Below are 17,107 nucleotides of genomic sequence, written 5' to 3' on the forward strand. Positions count from 1 at the left end.
GGCTTGCCAACTGCAGGGCTACCGTTCGCGCCAGCGGGCCGGAGGCCTTAAGCCCGCCCTGTACTGCGAAGCAGTCAGGGTCGGGTAGTTTACTTCCCAATAGGTGCTCGCCAGATCCGGCTGAGGTTAAGAGAATCCCATAGCCCCCCAGCCCATCATTGACTATGATGCGGGCGTGAGGTGTGAATAAGTACCTAAACAATGGCAACCCAACGCATTTGCTTTGCTCAAGTCTCAGATGTCCACCTGATGCCCGAGACGGGGTGCCGCTGTTGGTGGATGTCCGATTCCCCCCGCCGCCAGTTGGAAGCCGCCGTTGCCCATCTCAACCAGGTGCCCGATCTGCACTTCGTGGTGTTTACCGGAGATTTGGTGGATCAAGCGGATCCGGAGAGCTTTCAATCTTTCCAGGAGATTGTTGCCCAACTGCGGGTGCCCTATTACCTCAGCCTGGGCAACCACGATATCGACACCCTAGGGAGAAAGGGACGCTTCAACCGGGATCAGTTTATCCGTTGGTGCCAAAGCCAATTTCCCCTGTCCCCGGCTCCCACCGGTTACGTCGATTACAGCCTTTCCCCTCTGCCCGGGATCCGCTTGATTGCCCTCGACGCCAGCTTAGGACGCTTCCCTTTACCTCAGGGCGTGCTCCGCCCCTCCCAACTGCACTGGCTGGACGAACATCTGCAAACGGTGCCGGAAGAATGGCTGATCCTGCTGATCCATCAGCCGCCCTTCATTGCTCCCACCCAAATGGACGCGGTTTTGTTTCGCAAGTACCGGCTCCTCAGCGAACCAGCCTCGGCACTACACGCTCTCCTGGCTCGCCACGGGCGAGTGGTGGCGGTGTTGAGTGGGCATCTGCATGTGCCGAAGGTGTATGTCCGCGATGGGATCCCTTACCTGACGGCACCTCCTCTGGTAGGGCCGGTTTCGGCTCTGCGGGTGTTTGAGCTGGACGTGAACCCACGACGAGGGGTGTTGCGCTACCACTGGGTTAAGTTGCCGGAGTTGGATCCCAGCCCCCTCTGGCACGGCTTGGTGATGGGGATCCGACGGGATCGCTGGGGACAAATCCCTCTCCGGGCCAAGGGATCCCGCTCTCTCCCTCTGCCCGCTGCCGCCTGGTAATCAAAACCCCTAAAGCTTGACCGAATTAGTGTAGATTAAAAAAAGCAAAAATCGTCGAGTTCGGTGTCTTCCCCCTATGACAGCAAGCCTTTCTCCTTCTAGCCGCTGGGAGCTGGCGGCTCAAGCGCTGCGGGAGCAGTATCAACCTCAAGTGGCGTCCCTGAGCGAACGGTTTGAGCCTTTGTCGGCAAGCGACCTGCTCACCTGGGCGGTTGAAGAATTTGGAGATGGGCTGGTGCTGGCCTGTAGCTTTGGCCCGGAAGACCTAGTGCTGATCGATCTGCTCACGGCGATTAACCCCCGTGTTCGCGCTTTTTTTCTGGACACCGATTTTCACTTCCCGGAAACCCTACAACTGCGGGAGCAGGTGTTGGCGCGCTACCCCCACTTGCAACTGCAGATCTTCAAGCCCTTGCTTACCCCGGAAGAGCAGGCAGCTCAATACGGGCCAGAACTGTATCGCTCTAACCCCGACCTCTGCTGCAACATCCGCAAGGTGGAGCCCTTGAATCGTGCTCTGGCCGGTTGCACCACTTGGATTACAGGGATGCGTCGGGAACAATCCCCCACCCGCGCCGATATCGGCAAGGTGCAGTGGGACGGCAAGCGCAACCGCCTCAAACTCAACCCGCTGGCTGACTGGACAAATGGCCAAGTTTGGAAATACATCCTTGACCACGGGATCCCTTACAACCCCCTGCACGATCGCCACTACCCCAGTATCGGCTGCCTCCACTGCACTGCACCTGTTGAGCCAGGGGCGGATCCCCGCTCTGGACGCTGGAAGGGCACAAGCAAGACCGAATGTGGCCTCCACACCTAACCCATGACTGCTTCCTCCATCCTTGAGGTGGCTCAGTTTGAAATTACCCCCGGCTCTGAAGCCGCCTTTGAAGCCGCCATCGCTCAAGCTTTCATCTATTTGCAGCAGACCGACGGCTACCAAGGGCACCAACTGCAGCGCTGTCTGGAGCACCCTCAGCAATACCTACTGCTCGTTCAGTGGGGATCCCTAGAGGCCCATCTGGTCAACTTTCGCCAATCGGAAAACTTTGTCCGCTGGCGTGCCCTCATCAGGCCCTACTTTGCTCGCCCACCCCAGGTGTTGCACTACCAGTTGCTGACCGGATCCCCTTTTTGATTTGAAATAGGGCACCTGTCCACTCTCCACCTAGGTTGACCCCAATGGGACAGGTTAAGATGTGATATTATTTGTTTCCGGCCTTCAGGTAGATGCGCGGCAGCATCGCTCGTAGGGGCTGTTAACTCAGTGGTAGAGTACCACCTTGACACGGTGGGAGCCGCTGGTTCAATTCCAGCACAGCCCATGTCCTTGACAGAAGCTCACAAGACTCTGCTCTGGGAGCGGGTTACCGTGCTGGGCCGAGCCTTACCCTGCAGGTCTTGCGAAACTGGGGATCCCTCACCGCCACGGATTCTACTGGTAGATATGGGCCGCTTTTAGCATGTGGTAGGTGATCAGCAATTGAGTCAAAGCCAGGGGATAGCTCTGGAGCAGCTCGCCGGTGGTGCCGATCAATTGGCCGATATTGGGGTTTCCCTCTAAGCTACAGAACTTGCCCAGGTAAGGGACTTCGTTGCAGAGCATCCGCTCCAATTCGATCACTTGGCTGGCCGTAGCATGGGCATCAATCTGCAAAACATCGACGGGCTTGCCCATATCCCGATCCAAATCCAAACGAATGGCAGAGCTAAGGTGATTGTCGCGGGCATTGAGGATTTGCCAAAAATCTGGGTGAGGAATGGTGGGGCGCAGCACCAAGCGTGCATTCAGCAATACCTCGTCTTGGTCGGATCCCTCTTGGGGCGGGTAAAAGGTGACCACTACATCGGCCCATTGGCGCTGTGGACGAATAAAAGCCTCTGAGTCGGGTTCGCGCTTTTTGAGCTCTTCTCGCACTTGCTCTTCGGTATATCCGCGCTTGCGGGTGTCCCGCTTAATCTTCCAAAGGGCTCGTAAATGTTCTGGGGGAGCCAAATAAACCTTGACATCGTAGCTATCCCGCATGCCACGGGTAAAGTAGCCCAGCAGCCCTTCGACGATGACATATTTGTTGGGCTTGACGTACTCTGGAGGGTCAAAGGTGCCGGTGCTGTGGTTATAGACGGGCTTTAGGATCGGCTGGCCGGTGCGCAGGAGCGTCAGGTGCTGCTGAACGATATCCAGGTAGTTGCAGTCGGGATGAAGGGCTGTAATCCCCAGTTCAGCGCGTTGCTTGCGGTCGTAGCGGTGGTAGTCGTCGGTGCAAATGACAGTAACGTTTTCTTCCCCCAAGACTTGGGCAATGCCGCGGGTAAGGGTGGTCTTCCCAGCAGCACTATCGCCAACAATACCCAGAATAATCGGGCGCTGAGCCACGGATCCCTCTCCTGAATCGTGAACCTGGGGCGGAGAACTCCCAACAACACCGGCCAAACTCAACTTCGTTTCGACCTGCGGATGGCCCCGATCAGAGAACAGGGATTGTCGGTCAGCAAACGAAGTTAAGCAAGCATTATCGGCTCTGGAGGGTATTGGGGCAAGAGAACGTTACAGCTTTTTTCAGCGGAGCCCTATGGATCCCTATACTGGAGTAGGAGCACTGGAAGGCATCAAAGCAGCAAGGGTAGCATTAGGTCAGACCGCTAGAGGGGGAAGCAACCGATGGGATTGTTCGATCGGGTCAGCCGAATCATTAGATCCAATATCAATGCGCTGGTCAGCAGCGCCGAGGATCCGGAGAAAATCCTGAACCAGACCATTCAGGACATGTCTGAGGATCACTACCAGATGCGGCAAGCGGTTGCCCAGGCCATTGCTGCCCAGAAGCGGATAGAGCGACAGTACGAGCAAGCGCAGCAGAGTGTTGACGAATGGCAAAGACGCGCCGAGTTGGCCCTGCGCAACAACAACGAAGCCTTGGCTCGCGAAGCGCTGGTGCGCAAGAAAACTTTTGCCGAGACTGCTCAAAGCCTGAAGCGGCAGTTGGATGAGCAGACTAAGCAGGTGGAGATCCTGAAGTCCAACATGACCAAGCTGGAGAGCAAGATCGCTGAGGCCAAGACCAAAAAAGACATGCTCATCGCCCGGGCCCGCGCGGCCAAAGCTTCTCAACAAATCAACCAGGTCATCGGGCGGGTGGACGCCACAAGCGCCTTTGCCGCTTTTGAGCGTATGGAGGAGAAGGTGAACTCCCTGGAAGCTCAGTCGGCGGCAGTGGCAGAGCTGGCGGTGGACAATTTGGAAAACCAGTTTGCCGCTTTGGAGGCGGGTGGCTCGGATGTGGATCATGAGCTGCTGATGCTCAAGGCGTCGATTCAGGGTCAGTTGCCCTCTGGGGAGGCGAAGTCCTCAGGCCGACCTTCCACCGCAGGTGAGAGCGAAGTCGATCTGGAGTTGGAAAATTTGCGCAAGGAGATTGACCAGCTCTAACAGGCGGAATGTCGCTCTCCTCCGACTCTCAAGGCTTGCCGGGCTGAGTTTGGGCCGGGGGGTGGTAAGCTAACCAACAAGAACTCTGACAGCCCTTCTGCCGACCAGCAGGGCAAAGTCTGTCAGTAAAGCGTTCCACCTCGAGTGGCAGGGATCCCCAGAGGGTAATCAACCTGCGAAAGGGTCACAGCCTGCTTCCGGCAGGGCTGAGGTTAGTTTGCCTACGGTTTTGTGAGAGAACAAACAGCGATGACAACAGCAAGTATCAAGCCTCTCTTGGATGCCAAGCAACTGTTGCAGGCTTATGCGTCTGGCCAACGGGACTTTTCCGGCTCCAACCTGAGCGGAGCGCAGTTGAGTGGCGCGAATTTGAAGGGCATTATCCTACGGGATGCCGACTTGAGTGGGGCCGATTTGCGCGAGGCGGATTTGTCGGGAGCGGATCTCTCGGGAGCCGACCTGCGCGGAGCCAAGCTGCGACGGGTGAACCTGATTGGGGCTAAGTTGGTGAAGGCAGATTTGCGGGGGGCCAACCTCTACCGGGCCAAATTGCTCAGGGCCGACCTCAGCGAAGCCGAGCTGAACCGAGCCGATCTGCGGATTGGGGCCGATCTGCGCGGAGCCATCATCACCAACACCCATTTCCGCGGTGCCCTTTACGACGAGTACACCAAGTTCCCGGATGGCTTTAACCCCACAGAGATGGGCATGTAGCCGGGGCTTCGCTCAGGGGATCAGGTTCTGCCACAGTTGGGCCATGCCTTCGGCAGCCGCTACAAAGGGCGGGTTGTGCAGGTCGGGCTTGTTGTAGCGCAAGGGATCCCCTGCCAGATCGGTAACCCTTCCCCCCGCCTGCTCCACAATGCACTGGGCAGCGGCAGTATCCCACTCCATGGTGGGGCCGAAGCGAGGGTAGAGATGGGCAGATCCTTCGGCCACAAGGCAAAGCTTTAGGGCACTGCCCACAGACTTCACTTCCAGAGAGCCACAGCGCTGCCGCAGCCGCTCGAGGAACTGCTCCGTCTCCGGGTTGCTGTGGGAACGGCTGGCCACCACTTGTAGGGGTTCTTGGGCGTAAGGGCAGGTGCGGATGGGCTGTTCGTGAACGCAGGACGGAGTCCTTTCCCTCTTGCAGGCCCCCAGCTTTTGCGCAGCCGCGTAGGTGAGGCCCAGAGCTGGGGCATGGACGACCCCCAGGATGGGGATCCCTTCCTCGATGAGAGCAATATTCACCGTAAACTGGCCGTTGCGCCCGATAAACTCTCGGGTGCCATCCAAGGGATCCACCAGCCAAAACCGCTCCCACTGTTGCCGCTCTGGGTAAGGGATCCCGCCCGATTCTTCCGAGAGCACCGGGATCCCTGGGGTCAGGTCTTGCAAGCCTTGCAGGATCAGGTGGTGGGAGGCCAGATCCGCCTCTGTAAGGGGAGAGGCATCCGCCTTGGCCCTTACCTGAAGCTGCTCCTGTCTGTAGATGGGCAAAATAGCCTGTCCTGCCGCCTCCGCCAGCCGACTTACCTTGGGCAAGAGAGCGGCCAGATCCTGAGCTTGCATAGGATCCCTCGCAGAGTTAGCAACGCACCGGAATGCCGTGGGCGGCCAAGTCGGCTTTGATCTGCGCAATCGTCAGCCGGCCATAGTGGAGCAGCGAGGCCAATAGAGCCGCTTCCGCCCCTCCCTCCTGCAGAGCTTGGCGGATATGAGCACACTCCCCTGCTCCTCCTGAGGCAATCACCGGCACCGACACCGCCTCGGCCACCCGCCGGGTTAGCTCCAGGTCATAGCCTGCTTGAGTGCCATCGGCGTCCATGCTGGTGAGCAAGATCTCCCCTGCCCCCCGTTCGGCCACGGTTTTGGCCCACTCCACCGCGTCTAGCCCCGTCGGCTGCCTCCCCCCGCGCACGTACACTTCCCATCCCCCTCCCTGCGGTTTGGCGCGAGCGTCGATGGCCACCACAATGCACTGGGATCCAAACCAGCGGCTGGCTTGAGTCACCAAATCCGGATCCCTGACCGCCGCCGAATTGAGGCTGACCTTGTCTGCCCCGGCCCGCAGCAGTTGCCGGATCCCCTCCAGATCGCGGATCCCTCCTCCCACCGTGAGGGGAATGAACACCTGCTCTGCGGTGCGCCGCACCACTTCCAACAAAATCTCCCGCTCTTCGTGGGTGGCGGTGATGTCCAAAAAGACCAGCTCATCGGCCCCCGCCTGATCATAAGCCTGGGCCAGCTCCACCGGATCCCCGGCATCCCGCAAGTGCACAAACTGGATCCCTTTCACCACGCGCCCCGCCGCCACATCCAGACAGGGAATGATCCGTTTGGCCAACATCGCTCTCTCCCGAGGACTCCATCCCGTTGACGCGAACAGAGGGGAACACCTGGGGATGGTCTTAGCCGAAGCTGATGACCAGGAAGGGTTCTTGAAACTTGGCCCCGGTCACCTGCCGACCCGCCAAGCTGGGGGGCAAGAACAAGTTGCGCCGCTGATCCCCGGCGGTGATGGTCAGCTCCGGGCCCGACTGGCTCAGCTCGATTTGGGCCTTGCTGAAGCCGGGAATAAACAGCTTGACTGTACGGGATCCCTCGTCGATGGCCACGGGCGGCGGCACATCCGGCACGGCGAACATCCCTCCTACTGCCGCTTCCAAAGCCGACCAATCGGATCCCTGACGCAGGGGGAGTGTCCGTACTGTCAGCGGGAAAAAATCGGCAGCCGAGACCTCCCCCGGAGCCAGAGGGGTGACCCAGAGGCCACCCACCGTCAGCCCTACCATCTGAGCGCTCCCCCAAAGGTAACGGGCGGTTTGCACGGCCATCGGGTCTGGGGTGGTCACCAGGTGGGCCAGCACACGGCGCGGATCGGCAATGGCCTGTCGTCCCTGCTCCAAGAGGTTAGTCATGCCCCCCAACCGCTCCGGCAGATCCTCCAGAGAGGAAAACTCCACAGTGCTCACCGAACGCAGCAACGGCTCGGCAAAGGGTCGCAGGGTTTTGGCCAAGTCGGATCCCAAAAAAGCTTGGGAGGCTCGCCGCCAGTACCAACTGGCCACCTCCGGGATCCCAAAGGCCCGCAAGGTGGTCAGATCCCCTGGCCCATCGTAGAGAATGCAGTCGTATTGGCCGCTGGCATCGTAACGGCGCAGAGCTTCCAGGGCCAGGGCCTGATCCATACCCGGCAACACCCCCAATTCCTGGCCGTAGATCTCCCGGAAAAAGGGAGTGCGCACGTATCGGGCTTCCAGCTCTTTGGCTGCCGTCCAGTTTTGCTCCAAAAGTTGGGTTGTCCGCAACTGCACCACGCTCAAGTTGGCAGCAATGGTCACCGGCTCGCCGGAAAGCGGGATCCCGCCCAAGAGCATTTCCAACCCCGGCCCCGCCTGATGGCCCACCAACAGCACCCGCCGCCCCTGTTGGGCTGCCGCGCGAGCCGCCGCCACGGCCAAGGTGCTCCGACCTGTGCCCCCCTTGCCCAGAAAGGTGAGAATTTGGCTCATTCCCGCTCTCCCGCTTCTCCGTAGATGTCGATGTACAGAGATTGGCCCGCCAACTGAGCTGCAGCCATCATCACCTGTCGAATCGCCTGCAAGGTACGCCCGCCTCGCCCGAACACCCGCCCGCGATCCTTCGGGTCAAAGGCCAGTCGCAGCCAAACCTTTCGCCCGCCACAGGTGGTTTCCACATCCGTTTGAAGAGAGGCGCTGCTGAGCAACGGTTCGATCAAAAGATGGGCGAGAGCCTTGTAGTCTGGCATAGAGAGCTAGACGACAGGAGGGAACAACTGGCCAAGCCAAGCTTAGCCGAAAGCGCAGCCGACCCTAGGTCTCAACCGCTTCCTCAAGCTGAGGCTTTTCAACTTCAGCTTCCGGAGGGCTTAATTCTGCTGCTGTCTCGGTGGCAGCTTCGCTCAATTCCGATTCGGGAACATCGGCGACTTCAGCTTCGGCCACGGACTCTGTTGCAGCAGTCTCTTCTGCCGCCTCAGGGATCCCAGCTTCAGGCTTGGCGATGGCCGGAATGCGAATCGAGGCCACCACTCCCCCTTCCCCTGCTTTCAACATCTCGTAGATGCCGGCCTTTTTGAGGAGACTGTCCACGGTCTCTGTGGGCTGAGCGCCACAACGCAACCACTTCAGCAAGCCCGCCGTTTCCAAGACCGTCTCCTTGGTGCGCGGGTTATAGTAACCCAGTTCCTCTAGCGGACGGGCTTCACGGCGGCTTTTACTTTCAATGGCGATGATGCGATAGCTGGGTTGCCGCTTTTTTCCGTAGCGCTTGAGCCGCAATTTGACCATGGGGTATCCACTCCTTGGGGGACGCTCCGCAAGCTGTAAAGATCCAAAAAATCCAAAAAAGAGTTCGCCTAGACCCGCCAAGCCTGCTGAAGCTCCAGAGCCTCGCTCCGAGCCTTTAGCGTTTGGCCGGTAGACACAGGCTTTTTATTTTAAGCGATTTTCTGCTTGACTGGAACTTGACTGGAAAATGTCCGACCCCGGTTTGGAAGGCAACCTTCATGGCAGAGTTGAAGAGAAAACCCTACACTCAGCAGCAACTCCCATGATCAACTACGCCGATTTGACAGACGAGCAGCGCCAGCTCTACCTCAAGGCCCTGATCGCGGTGGCCCGAGTGGATGGCCAGTTGGACGAAGAAGAAACCTCTTTTTTTATGCAAATTGCAGAAGGGGTAGGCATCGAAGCGCCACTGGCCCAAACCTATCTGGCCGATGAAACAGGTGCGCCTTTGGATATCAGTGGGATCCCGCCCATGCGCAACGCGGCGGGGGCCTTGATCCTGCGGGATCTGGCGGCGATGGCGGTGGTGAACAGCCAGTTGGTGGAAAAGGAAGAGGAGCTTATTTTCCAGATCGGCAAAGCCATGCAGTTCAGCGCTGAGGAGATCAACGAGTTTATCGACTGGGCCTTCATGGGACTGCAGTGGCAACTGAAAAGCGCATCCCTGCTGGAGCGCTATGCCCAGCCCTCCCCCCAACCTTCTGAATGACATTGGGGTAGCGGGTAGCATAACGACAACCCGCCTTGGCCACTGCATCAACACTCCGGCTTGGTGTTTCCTTGAACCAAGCTAGGGGGGGTTTCTAGATTGAGTCAGATCATATGGTCGTTTCAGGTTAGGGTGATACACCTGGGCTACTGAGAAAGCCTTCTAGACTGGTGCATCCAATGTTTTAGGTGTGAGTGCAGTGTCCTAGTTTAAATCAAAATGACCATCAAAACCTAGCCGATAAAACGATCCAGAGCCCGCTGCAACTCTTCCAGCTCCACCTCGATATTGCCGGTCTCGATGGCATGGCGGATGCAGTGGCGAATGTGATCGTCCAAAATCAGCCGCGCCACCCGATCCAGCGCTCCCTTGACGGCGGCAATTTGCAGCAGCACATCTGGACAAGGCTGATCCTGCTCGATCATGGAGCGGATCCCGTGCACATGCCCTTCGATGCGAGCCAAGCGGTTGATCAACTTGCGCCGAGACTGGGGATCATGATGGTGAGGCTGGGCCCGCCCAGACAGCGGCGGCTTTTCCAGCGCCAGCTCCCACTCCTCCTCCCAATCGGGTTCTGAAGGGAGCGGTGGAACGGAATGAGATCGAAGTGGGGGAACGGGATCCGACATGAGAAGGGCAAAAGACTGCTTGCATGATACTGCCTGGTTTTCCCCGGAAACGATGGGGTACTCTACAATAGGAAAAGATGTGAAATTTTGTAAAACCTCTCATACTTTGGCTCCATGACCTCTGTGCTCTCCCCCTTTGGCCCTGTAGAAGCGGATCTGGAGCGTTTACGCCAGAACCTAACGCGGTTGGTCAGTGCCAAGCACCCCATCCTGGCCATGGCTGCCGAACATCTGTTTTCGGCGGGAGGGAAAGGGATCCGGCCAGCCATTGTGCTCCTCATCGCCCGCGCCACCACTCCAGATGGAGAGATCACTCCCCGTCATTGGCGCTTGGCAGAGATTACTGAGATGATCCACACGGCCAGCTTGGTTCACGACGATGTCATCGACGCTGCCGACGTGCGACGGGGCATCGATACGGTGAACACCCTCTTCGACAATCGGATAGCCGTGCTGGCGGGGGATTACCTTTTCGGTCAAGCTGCCTGGTATTTGGCCAATCTGGACAACCTGGAGGTAGTGAAGCTCCTTTCCAAGGTCATCATGGACTTGCCAGAAGGGGAGGTGCGCCAGAGCCTCACCCGCTTCGACCCCGATGTGTCGATGGAAGACTACCTGGCCAAGAGCTTCTACAAAACGGCCTCCCTCATGTCCGGCAGTTCCAAGGCTGCTGGCCTGCTGAGCGGGGTTAGCGAGGAAGTGGCGGATCGCCTGTTCGATTTTGGGCGGGATCTGGGCATTGCTTTTCAGATTGTCGACGATCTGCTGGATTTCACCGCTTCGGCAGAGACGCTTGGCAAGCCTGTGGGATCCGACCTCATCCAGGGCAACCTCACTGCACCCGTTCTGTTTGCCCTAGAGGAATTTCCCCAGATGCGAGAGCTCATTCTCAGGGAACTGTCCAACCCGCAAGACCTGAAGCAGGCCCTAGAGTGGGTGTATCAAAGCGAAGGGATCCCACGCTCTCGTCAGTTGGCCCGCGACTACGCCCAGCGGGCTGCCGAAGCGCTGTATAGCCTGCCGGACTCTGCGGCGCGTCGTGCTTTGTTTCAGATGGTGGACTATGTGCTGGAGCGGCTGCACTGAGCAGTCCCGACAGGGTCAAGCTGGCTTTCTACCGGGCTGTGTTGCCCAACACTTGGGCCTCTGGAAGAAGCTCAGGATATTCTGGCGGGGCGAAAAAGTGTAGGCGATTTGGGGGCCAAAAGCGAAAAATGGTGTTGCCGATGATGTTTTCTTCCGGCAAGAAACCCCACACATGGGAGTCTTGGCTGTCGTTGCGGTTATCCCCCATCACAAAATAGGAGCGGGGAGGAACCACGAATTCGGATCCCTGATTGGGAACTCCAGGACAGCGCTCGCCAGGGCAAGAATAGTCGGGGGGGGCATAGATGTAGTCTTCCCGCAGCGGGATCCCGTTGATGATGACCTCACCGTTGGCGATGCGAATGCGATCTCCCGGCAGGCCGATCACCCGCTTGATGTAGGCCCCGTCGAAGTTCAGTTTGGCGGGAGGGTTGAAAACAATAATATCGCCTCGTCTGGGCGAACCAAAGCGGTAGCTGACCTTTTCCACCACCAGCCGATCCCCTTCTTCCAGAGTGGGCAGCATCGAATCGGAGGGGATCCAACGCGCCTCTGCCACAAAGGTGCGAATGCCGAAGGCCAGCAACAGAGCCAGCACCACCGTCAGAAGGTTTTCCCGTTGCGCCTGCCACCAGCTGCGGGATCCCGAGCTGGCAGGGGTTGCCCCCGATGGCGACTGGGGCTTGGGCAGAGAAGTTGGATCTTTTGACGGCATGGAAGCTAACGGACAAGACTTCACGATCTCAAGATTATCGCACCCCATCCAGGCCAGCAGAATGGGATGCCCTCCCATTAAACCCCTGCCGGAGAGACGAATAGCCGGCAATAGCATAGGATGGGTATCCTGGTGTACCGTACTCGCGACTGTCAGCCTCCATGACGATTTCAACGGAAGAGCGCCTAGAGCGGGTCGAGCGCCTGGTCGAGGCCAACAGCCAAGCGATAGCTCGCCTCACCCAACAACAAGAGGAAGTTTTGAGGCGGATCGATCGGCTCTCAGGGGATAGCGAAAAACTCTCGGGCGATGTCGAAAAGCTTGCCAGTGATGTCGAAAAGCTCTCAGAGCGGGTTGAAAAGCTCTCAGGTGATGTCGAAAAGCTCACTTTTAAGTTCGACACCTCACAAACCATCGGGGAACGGCTGGAACGTCTAGCCACCAGCCTGATTGCCGGTGCCACCATCAGCATCATTGCCGGAGTGATTTTGGTGCTGCTGCGGGAGGGATCCCGTTGAAGGGATGTTGCTCGGGGCTGGTTTTGGGGGGTCAACTGCCGGAATTGAGTTTTTCCCAGTCCTGCTGGTGGATGGCGATCATCTGGGCTTGGGCTTGAATAGCTGCCAACACCTCCGTCATCAGGGGCCAGTCGCTCCGCGGCGGACTGGGGTACTGCTTAAGCTTGTCAACTGTGTTGCTGAGAGCACTTTGCAATTGTTGCAGCAGTTGATAGGTCTGTTGGGCCAAAGCTAGGGTCTCAGAGACGCGGAGGTTATTCTGGCCTTGTTGATATTTCTGGAGAGCTTCCCCTCGCAGGATGCTCAAGATGGCCCCTTCTCTAGAGGCGGCAGTCTGGCCACTTTTGGAGCGCTGCGGTATGATGCGCAACTGCAACACCAGTGGCTCCCCCCGGTACATCCGCTCCACCTCTGCCTGCTGCGGCTCCCCGATCAACTCCGGATCCAGCGCCATCATCCGCTTCATGGCGGTGATCAACTTCGCTCGTATGGACTCGGAGAGATCTTTGAACAGATCCCGCAAAATCCCCTGCTGGCGGTAGCGCACTCGACAAGAAGGCCCCTCTTGAGGTTCCACGAAAATTTGCTCGGCTTTCTCATCCAAAGCCCGCCGCAGCATCGAGTTGAGCAACTGCTGCACTGTCTCTTCTGATTCGTCGGCGGGGACGGACGGAGGCTGGGTTGGCCTCAACTGCGTGGGTGGCCCCGCCGCAGGAGCAGGAACCTCCCGAGTCACCCGGTTGGCTTGGGCCTGGAGGCGCAGCCGCTCCACCTCTGCCGGGTCGGGGGGATGGCTGAAGTAGTAGGCAATTAAATCCTGCTGCTGCTGAGCGGTGAGAGGGATTGGCTGGACGGAAATCTGGGAATAGGCCAGCATCTTGCTTATATAGTCCAGCGCCGCCAAATCCTGGGGATCCACCATGCCCAAGATAAGGCTGTCGGTATCCAGGGCCAAGGGAACAACTTGGTAGTAAATGCAGATTTCCACCGGCAAGTACTGGGCAATTAGAGCCGGCACCCGCGCCCGGTCAACAAGGGAGTGTTGTCCCACCGCCAGAGAGGCATCTGGATCTGTCATGGCAAGCCCGGAGTGGATCCCGCACAGGCGAGACGTCGCTACTCGATCATAGAGTAAAGCCTACACCCTCGCGGCCTGAGGCCCATGGCATCCTGGCTCTCTGACTGGCGCAAGTTGAATAATGTAATACTAGGAGCATTCTAGGATCCTCTACACCCAAAGAAGTCAAGCCTTGTTAAGTCTTGGAGTTAACATCGACCACATTGCCACCATTCGACAGGCACGCCGCACGGTGGAGCCGGATCCGGTAGCGGCAGCGGTGATTGCCGAGCTGGCGGGGGCAGATGGTATTACAGTGCACTTGCGCGAGGATCGCCGTCACATTCAAGATCGGGATGTGCGGCTGTTGCGGCAAACTGTGCGCACCCACCTCAACTTAGAGATGGCAGCCACCGAGGAGATGGTGGCGATTGCCCTGGAGATTAAGCCTGACTACGTCACTTTGGTTCCCGAGCGGCGGGAGGAGATCACCACCGAAGGTGGGTTGGATGTGGCGGGGCAGGTGTCGCGCCTCAGGGATGTGGTCGGCCAACTGCAGGGATCCGGCATTCCCGTCAGCTTGTTTATCGACCCGGATCCGACCCAAGTTGCTGCTGCTGCCCAAGTGGGAGCCCGCTGGGTGGAGCTCCACACGGGGCGCTACGCAGAAGCCTCATCCGCAGCTCAGCGGCAGGTGGAACTTGACCACCTGGAAAAGGCCAGCCAACAGGCCCTTCAACTGGGCTTGCGGGTGAATGCGGGACATGGCCTCACCTACTGGAATGTCGGCCCGGTGGCGCGGATTCCGGGAATGGAGGAGCTGAACATCGGCCACAGCATTATCAGTCGAGCGGTGCTGGTGGGGCTGGATCGGGCGGTGCGAGAGATGCGTCAGGCGATGGGATTAAGCTAAGGAGCAGGCCCGGCATGAACTCGGAATACTACGGCTACGAAAACTACGTTCTGGAGCAGGCGGAAATCGAGCGCCTGTTGGATCTGCTGCCGGCCAGTATGCGGGAGAGTGTGAAGATCTTGCCCGCCTCAGAACGGCAAACGGTGGTGATCAAAGGCCGCCGGCAGATGCCCTGGGAACGGCAGATGCGGCTGTTCATCAAGCCTTATGAGTGGCGGCAATTTACCCCCCTGCAGCGGGCGGGGCTGTTCCTGCACAAGGTGGGCTACTACAGTCGGGCGGTGTCGCGGCAGATCGACTTTTACCTGGCCATAGCAGCTCTGGGGGGGTTGAGCTTGATCTTCGAGGCCGTACAACAGGATCCCGTGGGGGCAACCGTTTCGGGGGGTTTGAGTGGCTTGGCCCTCTGGCAGTTGCGCCGCGACCAAACCAATGACCGCCGTCTGTTGGCTGCCGACGCCTATGCGGTGGATCGCCTGGTGTTGCGCGGGATCCCGCGGCTGCAGGCGGTGGAGGCCCTGGGGCAGGCGCTGCATGTGGAGGCCCGCCTGGAGGGGCGCTCGGGCAATGATCTGCTGGACATGTTGCGCTACCAAAACCTCAAGCGGCTGGCCCAGCGTCCGGCGGAAGATATTGTGTTGAGCTGATCCCGGACGGAGATGCTTTCCCCCTCGCGGCTGGGATCCCGAACGGGCCGGTGGGGCCGCTATCTCCTGCAGGTAGCGGTGACCGATTCCACCAATCGGCTGCTCTTGGACTGGGGCCGTCGCTTCCCACAGCCGCTGCCAGTGGGCACAGTTTTGGTCAGCACCCGCCAACGGGCTGGGCAAGGTCAACATGGGCGAGTGTGGCACTCGCAGCCGGGGGGGCTGTACCTGTCCGTTTGGCTGGGATCCCCGCCTTTGCATTACTCGCTGCTGGAACTGACCCTGGCCTTGGGCTGGGGCATTGCGGGCCGTTTACGGCAAAACCTTGGGATCCCGCTGCGGCTGAAATGGCCCAACGATTTGGTGGTGGTGGACGAGCAGCGCCCGGATTCTCTGCTCAAGCTGGGGGGGATCCTGGTGCAAAGCCGCTTTGGGGGGAGCGGGCAACTGCTGGGGTTGGTGGCCGGTGTGGGGGTGAATGTCAACAACCCCGTTCCCATTGGGGCAATCACCTTAGCCCAAATTTTGGGATCCCCTCTGCACCGCTCACTCGACCGCACCGAGATTGCCGGCTGGGTTCTGCAGGGGATGGAGCAGGGATTCCACGTCTGGTTGCAAGGGGGATTTGCCCCCGTTCGCTCAGAGTACGAAGCCTGGATGGTTAGGCCACAAATTCAATTTCAATGGCCGGAAACAAGCCCCACGATCTTGGGCCTTGCCGAGGATGGGAGGATGCGAGTACAAACACGGGGGGAGCGACATTGGCAACAGCAGCCATCCATTCTGACGCTTACACCCGACCAAGTTCGCTTGAGCTATCACATGCCGGCGGGCGATAGCCTGTAATTTCTCTTGTGTTTTTTATGTGGCCTGTGTTGAACTCGGTGATGAAGCTTTTGGTTATGGCAGCGCGCCTTCTCTCCCCCCGAGCTCGGCGGCTGCGCTTTTGGCTGAAGCTGGGGCTGGCTCTGCTCTGGTTTTATCCCACTGCTCTGCTGGCCCAAACCCAACCAACCCCTTTGCCCCCGCCGCCTGTGGTGGAACCGGCCCTGGACACGCCTGGGGCGGCAGCCCTGCTGCTGGATGGAGCCATTCCCCTGGGAGAGGGCAGCCCTGCGACCCTTGAGGCAGAAACCCGCCCAGAGACGGTCATGGGCCGTGAGATTGTGATTGAGCCCCAGAAGAACCATGACCGGGTTCCCCATGCTCAGCCTGAAAGTGGGGTGCCGGTGGTGCTGATGGAACGCAGCTCCGGTCGCCGCATCATCCTCGCCCCTGGCCAAGAGATTCGCATTGAGGATCCCAGCCAGCCCCAAGCTCCTGAACCGGGAACGCCGACGTTGCCTGAACTGGCCGTAGGTGAAGAACGACTGCTCTATCCCTTACCTCACCCGGTGCCGATCACTTCTGGATTTGGCATGCGAATTCACCCCATCCGCGGAGAGCCAGAGTTTCATGCCGGGGTGGATTTGGGGGCCAGCATGGGCACGCCGATCTTGGCCTCTTTAAGCGGCAAGGTGGTCACTTCGGGATCCCTGGGGGGTCTAGGGATCACCGTTGTGCTGGAGCATGCCGGCGGTCGGCGCACTCGCTATGGCCACATGTCCGAAGTTGCTGTAACACCGGGGGAAGTGGTAGAGCGGGGATCCGTCATCGGCTATGTGGGGGCGACCGGAGCGGTAACTGGGCCGCACCTCCACTTTGAGCTGTGGAAGCGGGCGGTGGGGCAAGGTTGGGTGGTTCTGGACGCCACAGATGATCTGAAGGTTGCTGTTGCCCAGCTGCCGGGTTAGCCAGAGCCGGCTTGGGTTAGCATAGGTGGGCGGGCTCCAACTGGAATGCTGGCGCAGGTAACCAGTTGGGTCATGCAGGTTTTGCGGACGTGGCGGAACGGCAGACGCGCTAGACTTAGGATCTAGTGCCGCAAGGCGTAAGGGTTCAAGTCCCTTCGTCCGCATGAGAATCCCCTACTTC

The 17,107-nt window shown here is 59.1% G+C and carries 21 protein-coding genes and 2 tRNA genes; 14 read left to right on the forward strand and 9 right to left on the reverse strand.

Annotated elements, in window-relative coordinates; translation table 11 throughout:
• The first annotated feature begins 201 nt into the window (after nt 1–201).
• The 4 genes from ACVWYZ_RS13395 (at nt 202) to ACVWYZ_RS13410 (ending at nt 2,459) form a co-directional block, all read left to right on the forward strand.
• Nucleotides 202–1,131 carry a metallophosphoesterase family protein gene (locus tag ACVWYZ_RS13395; protein ID WP_414375311.1) on the forward strand — a complete coding sequence of 310 codons (930 nt, stop codon included), beginning with the start codon at nt 202–204 and terminating at the stop codon, nt 1,129–1,131.
• 76 nt (nt 1,132–1,207) lie between these two features.
• Entirely contained in the window at nt 1,208–1,954 is a 747-nt protein-coding gene (locus tag ACVWYZ_RS13400) for a phosphoadenylyl-sulfate reductase (protein ID WP_011432094.1), read from the forward strand.
• Nucleotides 1,955–1,957: 3 nt separating this feature from the next.
• A complete protein-coding gene (locus ACVWYZ_RS13405) occupies nt 1,958–2,272 on the forward strand; it encodes an antibiotic biosynthesis monooxygenase family protein (protein ID WP_457395580.1) in 315 nt (104 codons plus the stop codon).
• A gap of 115 nt (nt 2,273–2,387) precedes the next feature.
• A tRNA-Val gene (locus ACVWYZ_RS13410) sits at nt 2,388–2,459 on the forward strand.
• 110 nt (nt 2,460–2,569) lie between these two features.
• On the opposite strand, the gene ACVWYZ_RS13415 is transcribed toward ACVWYZ_RS13410, so the two are convergent.
• A complete protein-coding gene (locus ACVWYZ_RS13415) occupies nt 2,570–3,511 on the reverse strand; it encodes a phosphoribulokinase (protein WP_457467339.1) in 942 nt (313 codons plus the stop codon).
• Between the two features lie 285 nt (nt 3,512–3,796).
• Between ACVWYZ_RS13415 and ACVWYZ_RS13420 the strand changes: the two genes are divergently transcribed.
• Both ACVWYZ_RS13420 and ACVWYZ_RS13425 read left to right on the forward strand, forming a co-directional pair.
• Nucleotides 3,797–4,564, forward strand: a complete 768-nt coding sequence (locus tag ACVWYZ_RS13420) for a PspA/IM30 family protein (protein WP_414358372.1) — start codon at nt 3,797–3,799, stop codon at nt 4,562–4,564.
• A 249-nt stretch (nt 4,565–4,813) separates the two neighbouring features.
• The gene (locus tag ACVWYZ_RS13425) at nt 4,814–5,278 is read left to right on the forward strand and encodes a pentapeptide repeat-containing protein (RefSeq protein WP_011432098.1); all 465 of its coding nucleotides are present in this window, start codon (nt 4,814–4,816) and stop codon (nt 5,276–5,278) included.
• A gap of 12 nt (nt 5,279–5,290) precedes the next feature.
• Here ACVWYZ_RS13425 and cysQ read toward each other — a convergent pair whose 3' ends face one another.
• The 5 genes from cysQ to rpsP all read right to left on the reverse strand — a co-directional run bounded on the left by cysQ (nt 5,291) and on the right by rpsP (nt 8,859).
• Nucleotides 5,291–6,118: a 3'(2'),5'-bisphosphate nucleotidase CysQ gene (cysQ, locus tag ACVWYZ_RS13430; RefSeq protein WP_414350347.1), complete on the reverse strand. Its 828-nt coding sequence runs from the start codon at nt 6,116–6,118 to the stop codon at nt 5,291–5,293.
• Between the two features lie 16 nt (nt 6,119–6,134).
• Entirely contained in the window at nt 6,135–6,896 is a 762-nt protein-coding gene (gene hisF, locus ACVWYZ_RS13435) for an imidazole glycerol phosphate synthase subunit HisF (RefSeq protein WP_414350345.1), read from the reverse strand.
• Between the two features lie 61 nt (nt 6,897–6,957).
• A complete protein-coding gene (locus tag ACVWYZ_RS13440; protein ID WP_457467340.1) occupies nt 6,958–8,061 on the reverse strand; it encodes a Get3/ArsA fold putative tail anchor-mediating ATPase NosAFP in 1,104 nt (367 codons plus the stop codon).
• Complete coding sequence (locus tag ACVWYZ_RS13445; protein WP_414375315.1) at nt 8,058–8,318, reverse strand: KH domain-containing protein; 261 nt, start codon at nt 8,316–8,318, stop codon at nt 8,058–8,060. Before ACVWYZ_RS13445 ends, ACVWYZ_RS13440 begins: the two co-directional genes overlap by 4 nt.
• Before the next feature lie 64 nt (nt 8,319–8,382).
• Entirely contained in the window at nt 8,383–8,859 is a 477-nt protein-coding gene (gene rpsP / locus ACVWYZ_RS13450; protein WP_457467341.1) for a 30S ribosomal protein S16, read from the reverse strand.
• 262 nt (nt 8,860–9,121) lie between these two features.
• On the opposite strand from rpsP, the gene ACVWYZ_RS13455 reads away from it, so the two are divergent.
• On the forward strand, nt 9,122–9,568 hold the full coding sequence (locus ACVWYZ_RS13455; RefSeq protein WP_011432104.1) for a TerB family tellurite resistance protein: 447 nt from the start codon (nt 9,122–9,124) through the stop codon (nt 9,566–9,568).
• A 233-nt stretch (nt 9,569–9,801) separates the two neighbouring features.
• On the opposite strand, the gene ACVWYZ_RS13460 is transcribed toward ACVWYZ_RS13455, so the two are convergent.
• Nucleotides 9,802–10,197, reverse strand: a complete 396-nt coding sequence (locus tag ACVWYZ_RS13460; protein WP_457467342.1) for a metal-sensing transcriptional repressor — start codon at nt 10,195–10,197, stop codon at nt 9,802–9,804.
• Between the two features lie 114 nt (nt 10,198–10,311).
• Here ACVWYZ_RS13460 and sds point away from each other — a divergent pair, with 114 nt between their 5' ends.
• A complete protein-coding gene (gene sds / locus ACVWYZ_RS13465; protein ID WP_041436149.1) occupies nt 10,312–11,283 on the forward strand; it encodes a solanesyl diphosphate synthase in 972 nt (323 codons plus the stop codon).
• 28 nt (nt 11,284–11,311) lie between these two features.
• Here the strand turns inward: sds and lepB are convergent, their stop codons facing one another.
• Nucleotides 11,312–11,998, reverse strand: a complete 687-nt coding sequence (gene lepB, locus ACVWYZ_RS13470) for a signal peptidase I (RefSeq protein ID WP_414409396.1) — start codon at nt 11,996–11,998, stop codon at nt 11,312–11,314.
• A gap of 161 nt (nt 11,999–12,159) precedes the next feature.
• Here lepB and ACVWYZ_RS13475 point away from each other — a divergent pair, with 161 nt between their 5' ends.
• Nucleotides 12,160–12,516 (forward strand): YbgF trimerization domain-containing protein, encoded by a 357-nt coding sequence (locus ACVWYZ_RS13475; RefSeq protein ID WP_457467343.1) that lies wholly within the window; start codon nt 12,160–12,162, stop codon nt 12,514–12,516.
• A 31-nt stretch (nt 12,517–12,547) separates the two neighbouring features.
• On the opposite strand, the gene ACVWYZ_RS13480 is transcribed toward ACVWYZ_RS13475, so the two are convergent.
• Nucleotides 12,548–13,594, reverse strand: a complete 1,047-nt coding sequence (locus ACVWYZ_RS13480) for an ATPase, T2SS/T4P/T4SS family (RefSeq protein WP_457467344.1) — start codon at nt 13,592–13,594, stop codon at nt 12,548–12,550.
• A 172-nt stretch (nt 13,595–13,766) separates the two neighbouring features.
• Between ACVWYZ_RS13480 and ACVWYZ_RS13485 the strand changes: the two genes are divergently transcribed.
• From ACVWYZ_RS13485 to ACVWYZ_RS13505, 5 genes are all read left to right on the forward strand, one after another.
• Nucleotides 13,767–14,486 carry a pyridoxine 5'-phosphate synthase gene (locus ACVWYZ_RS13485; protein ID WP_457467345.1) on the forward strand — a complete coding sequence of 240 codons (720 nt, stop codon included), beginning with the start codon at nt 13,767–13,769 and terminating at the stop codon, nt 14,484–14,486.
• Between the two features lie 14 nt (nt 14,487–14,500).
• Nucleotides 14,501–15,133 carry a DUF3318 domain-containing protein gene (locus ACVWYZ_RS13490; protein ID WP_457404184.1) on the forward strand — a complete coding sequence of 211 codons (633 nt, stop codon included), beginning with the start codon at nt 14,501–14,503 and terminating at the stop codon, nt 15,131–15,133.
• A 12-nt stretch (nt 15,134–15,145) separates the two neighbouring features.
• Nucleotides 15,146–15,979 (forward strand): biotin--[acetyl-CoA-carboxylase] ligase, encoded by an 834-nt coding sequence (locus tag ACVWYZ_RS13495; protein WP_457395568.1) that lies wholly within the window; start codon nt 15,146–15,148, stop codon nt 15,977–15,979.
• Nucleotides 15,980–16,035: 56 nt separating this feature from the next.
• On the forward strand, nt 16,036–16,926 hold the full coding sequence (locus tag ACVWYZ_RS13500) for a M23 family metallopeptidase (RefSeq protein WP_457467346.1): 891 nt from the start codon (nt 16,036–16,038) through the stop codon (nt 16,924–16,926).
• Nucleotides 16,927–17,009: 83 nt separating this feature from the next.
• Nucleotides 17,010–17,090: transfer RNA gene (locus ACVWYZ_RS13505), tRNA-Leu, on the forward strand.
• Nucleotides 17,091–17,107: the final 17 nt, after the last annotated feature.

The organism is Thermostichus sp. MS-CIW-37 (assembly GCF_054060065.1).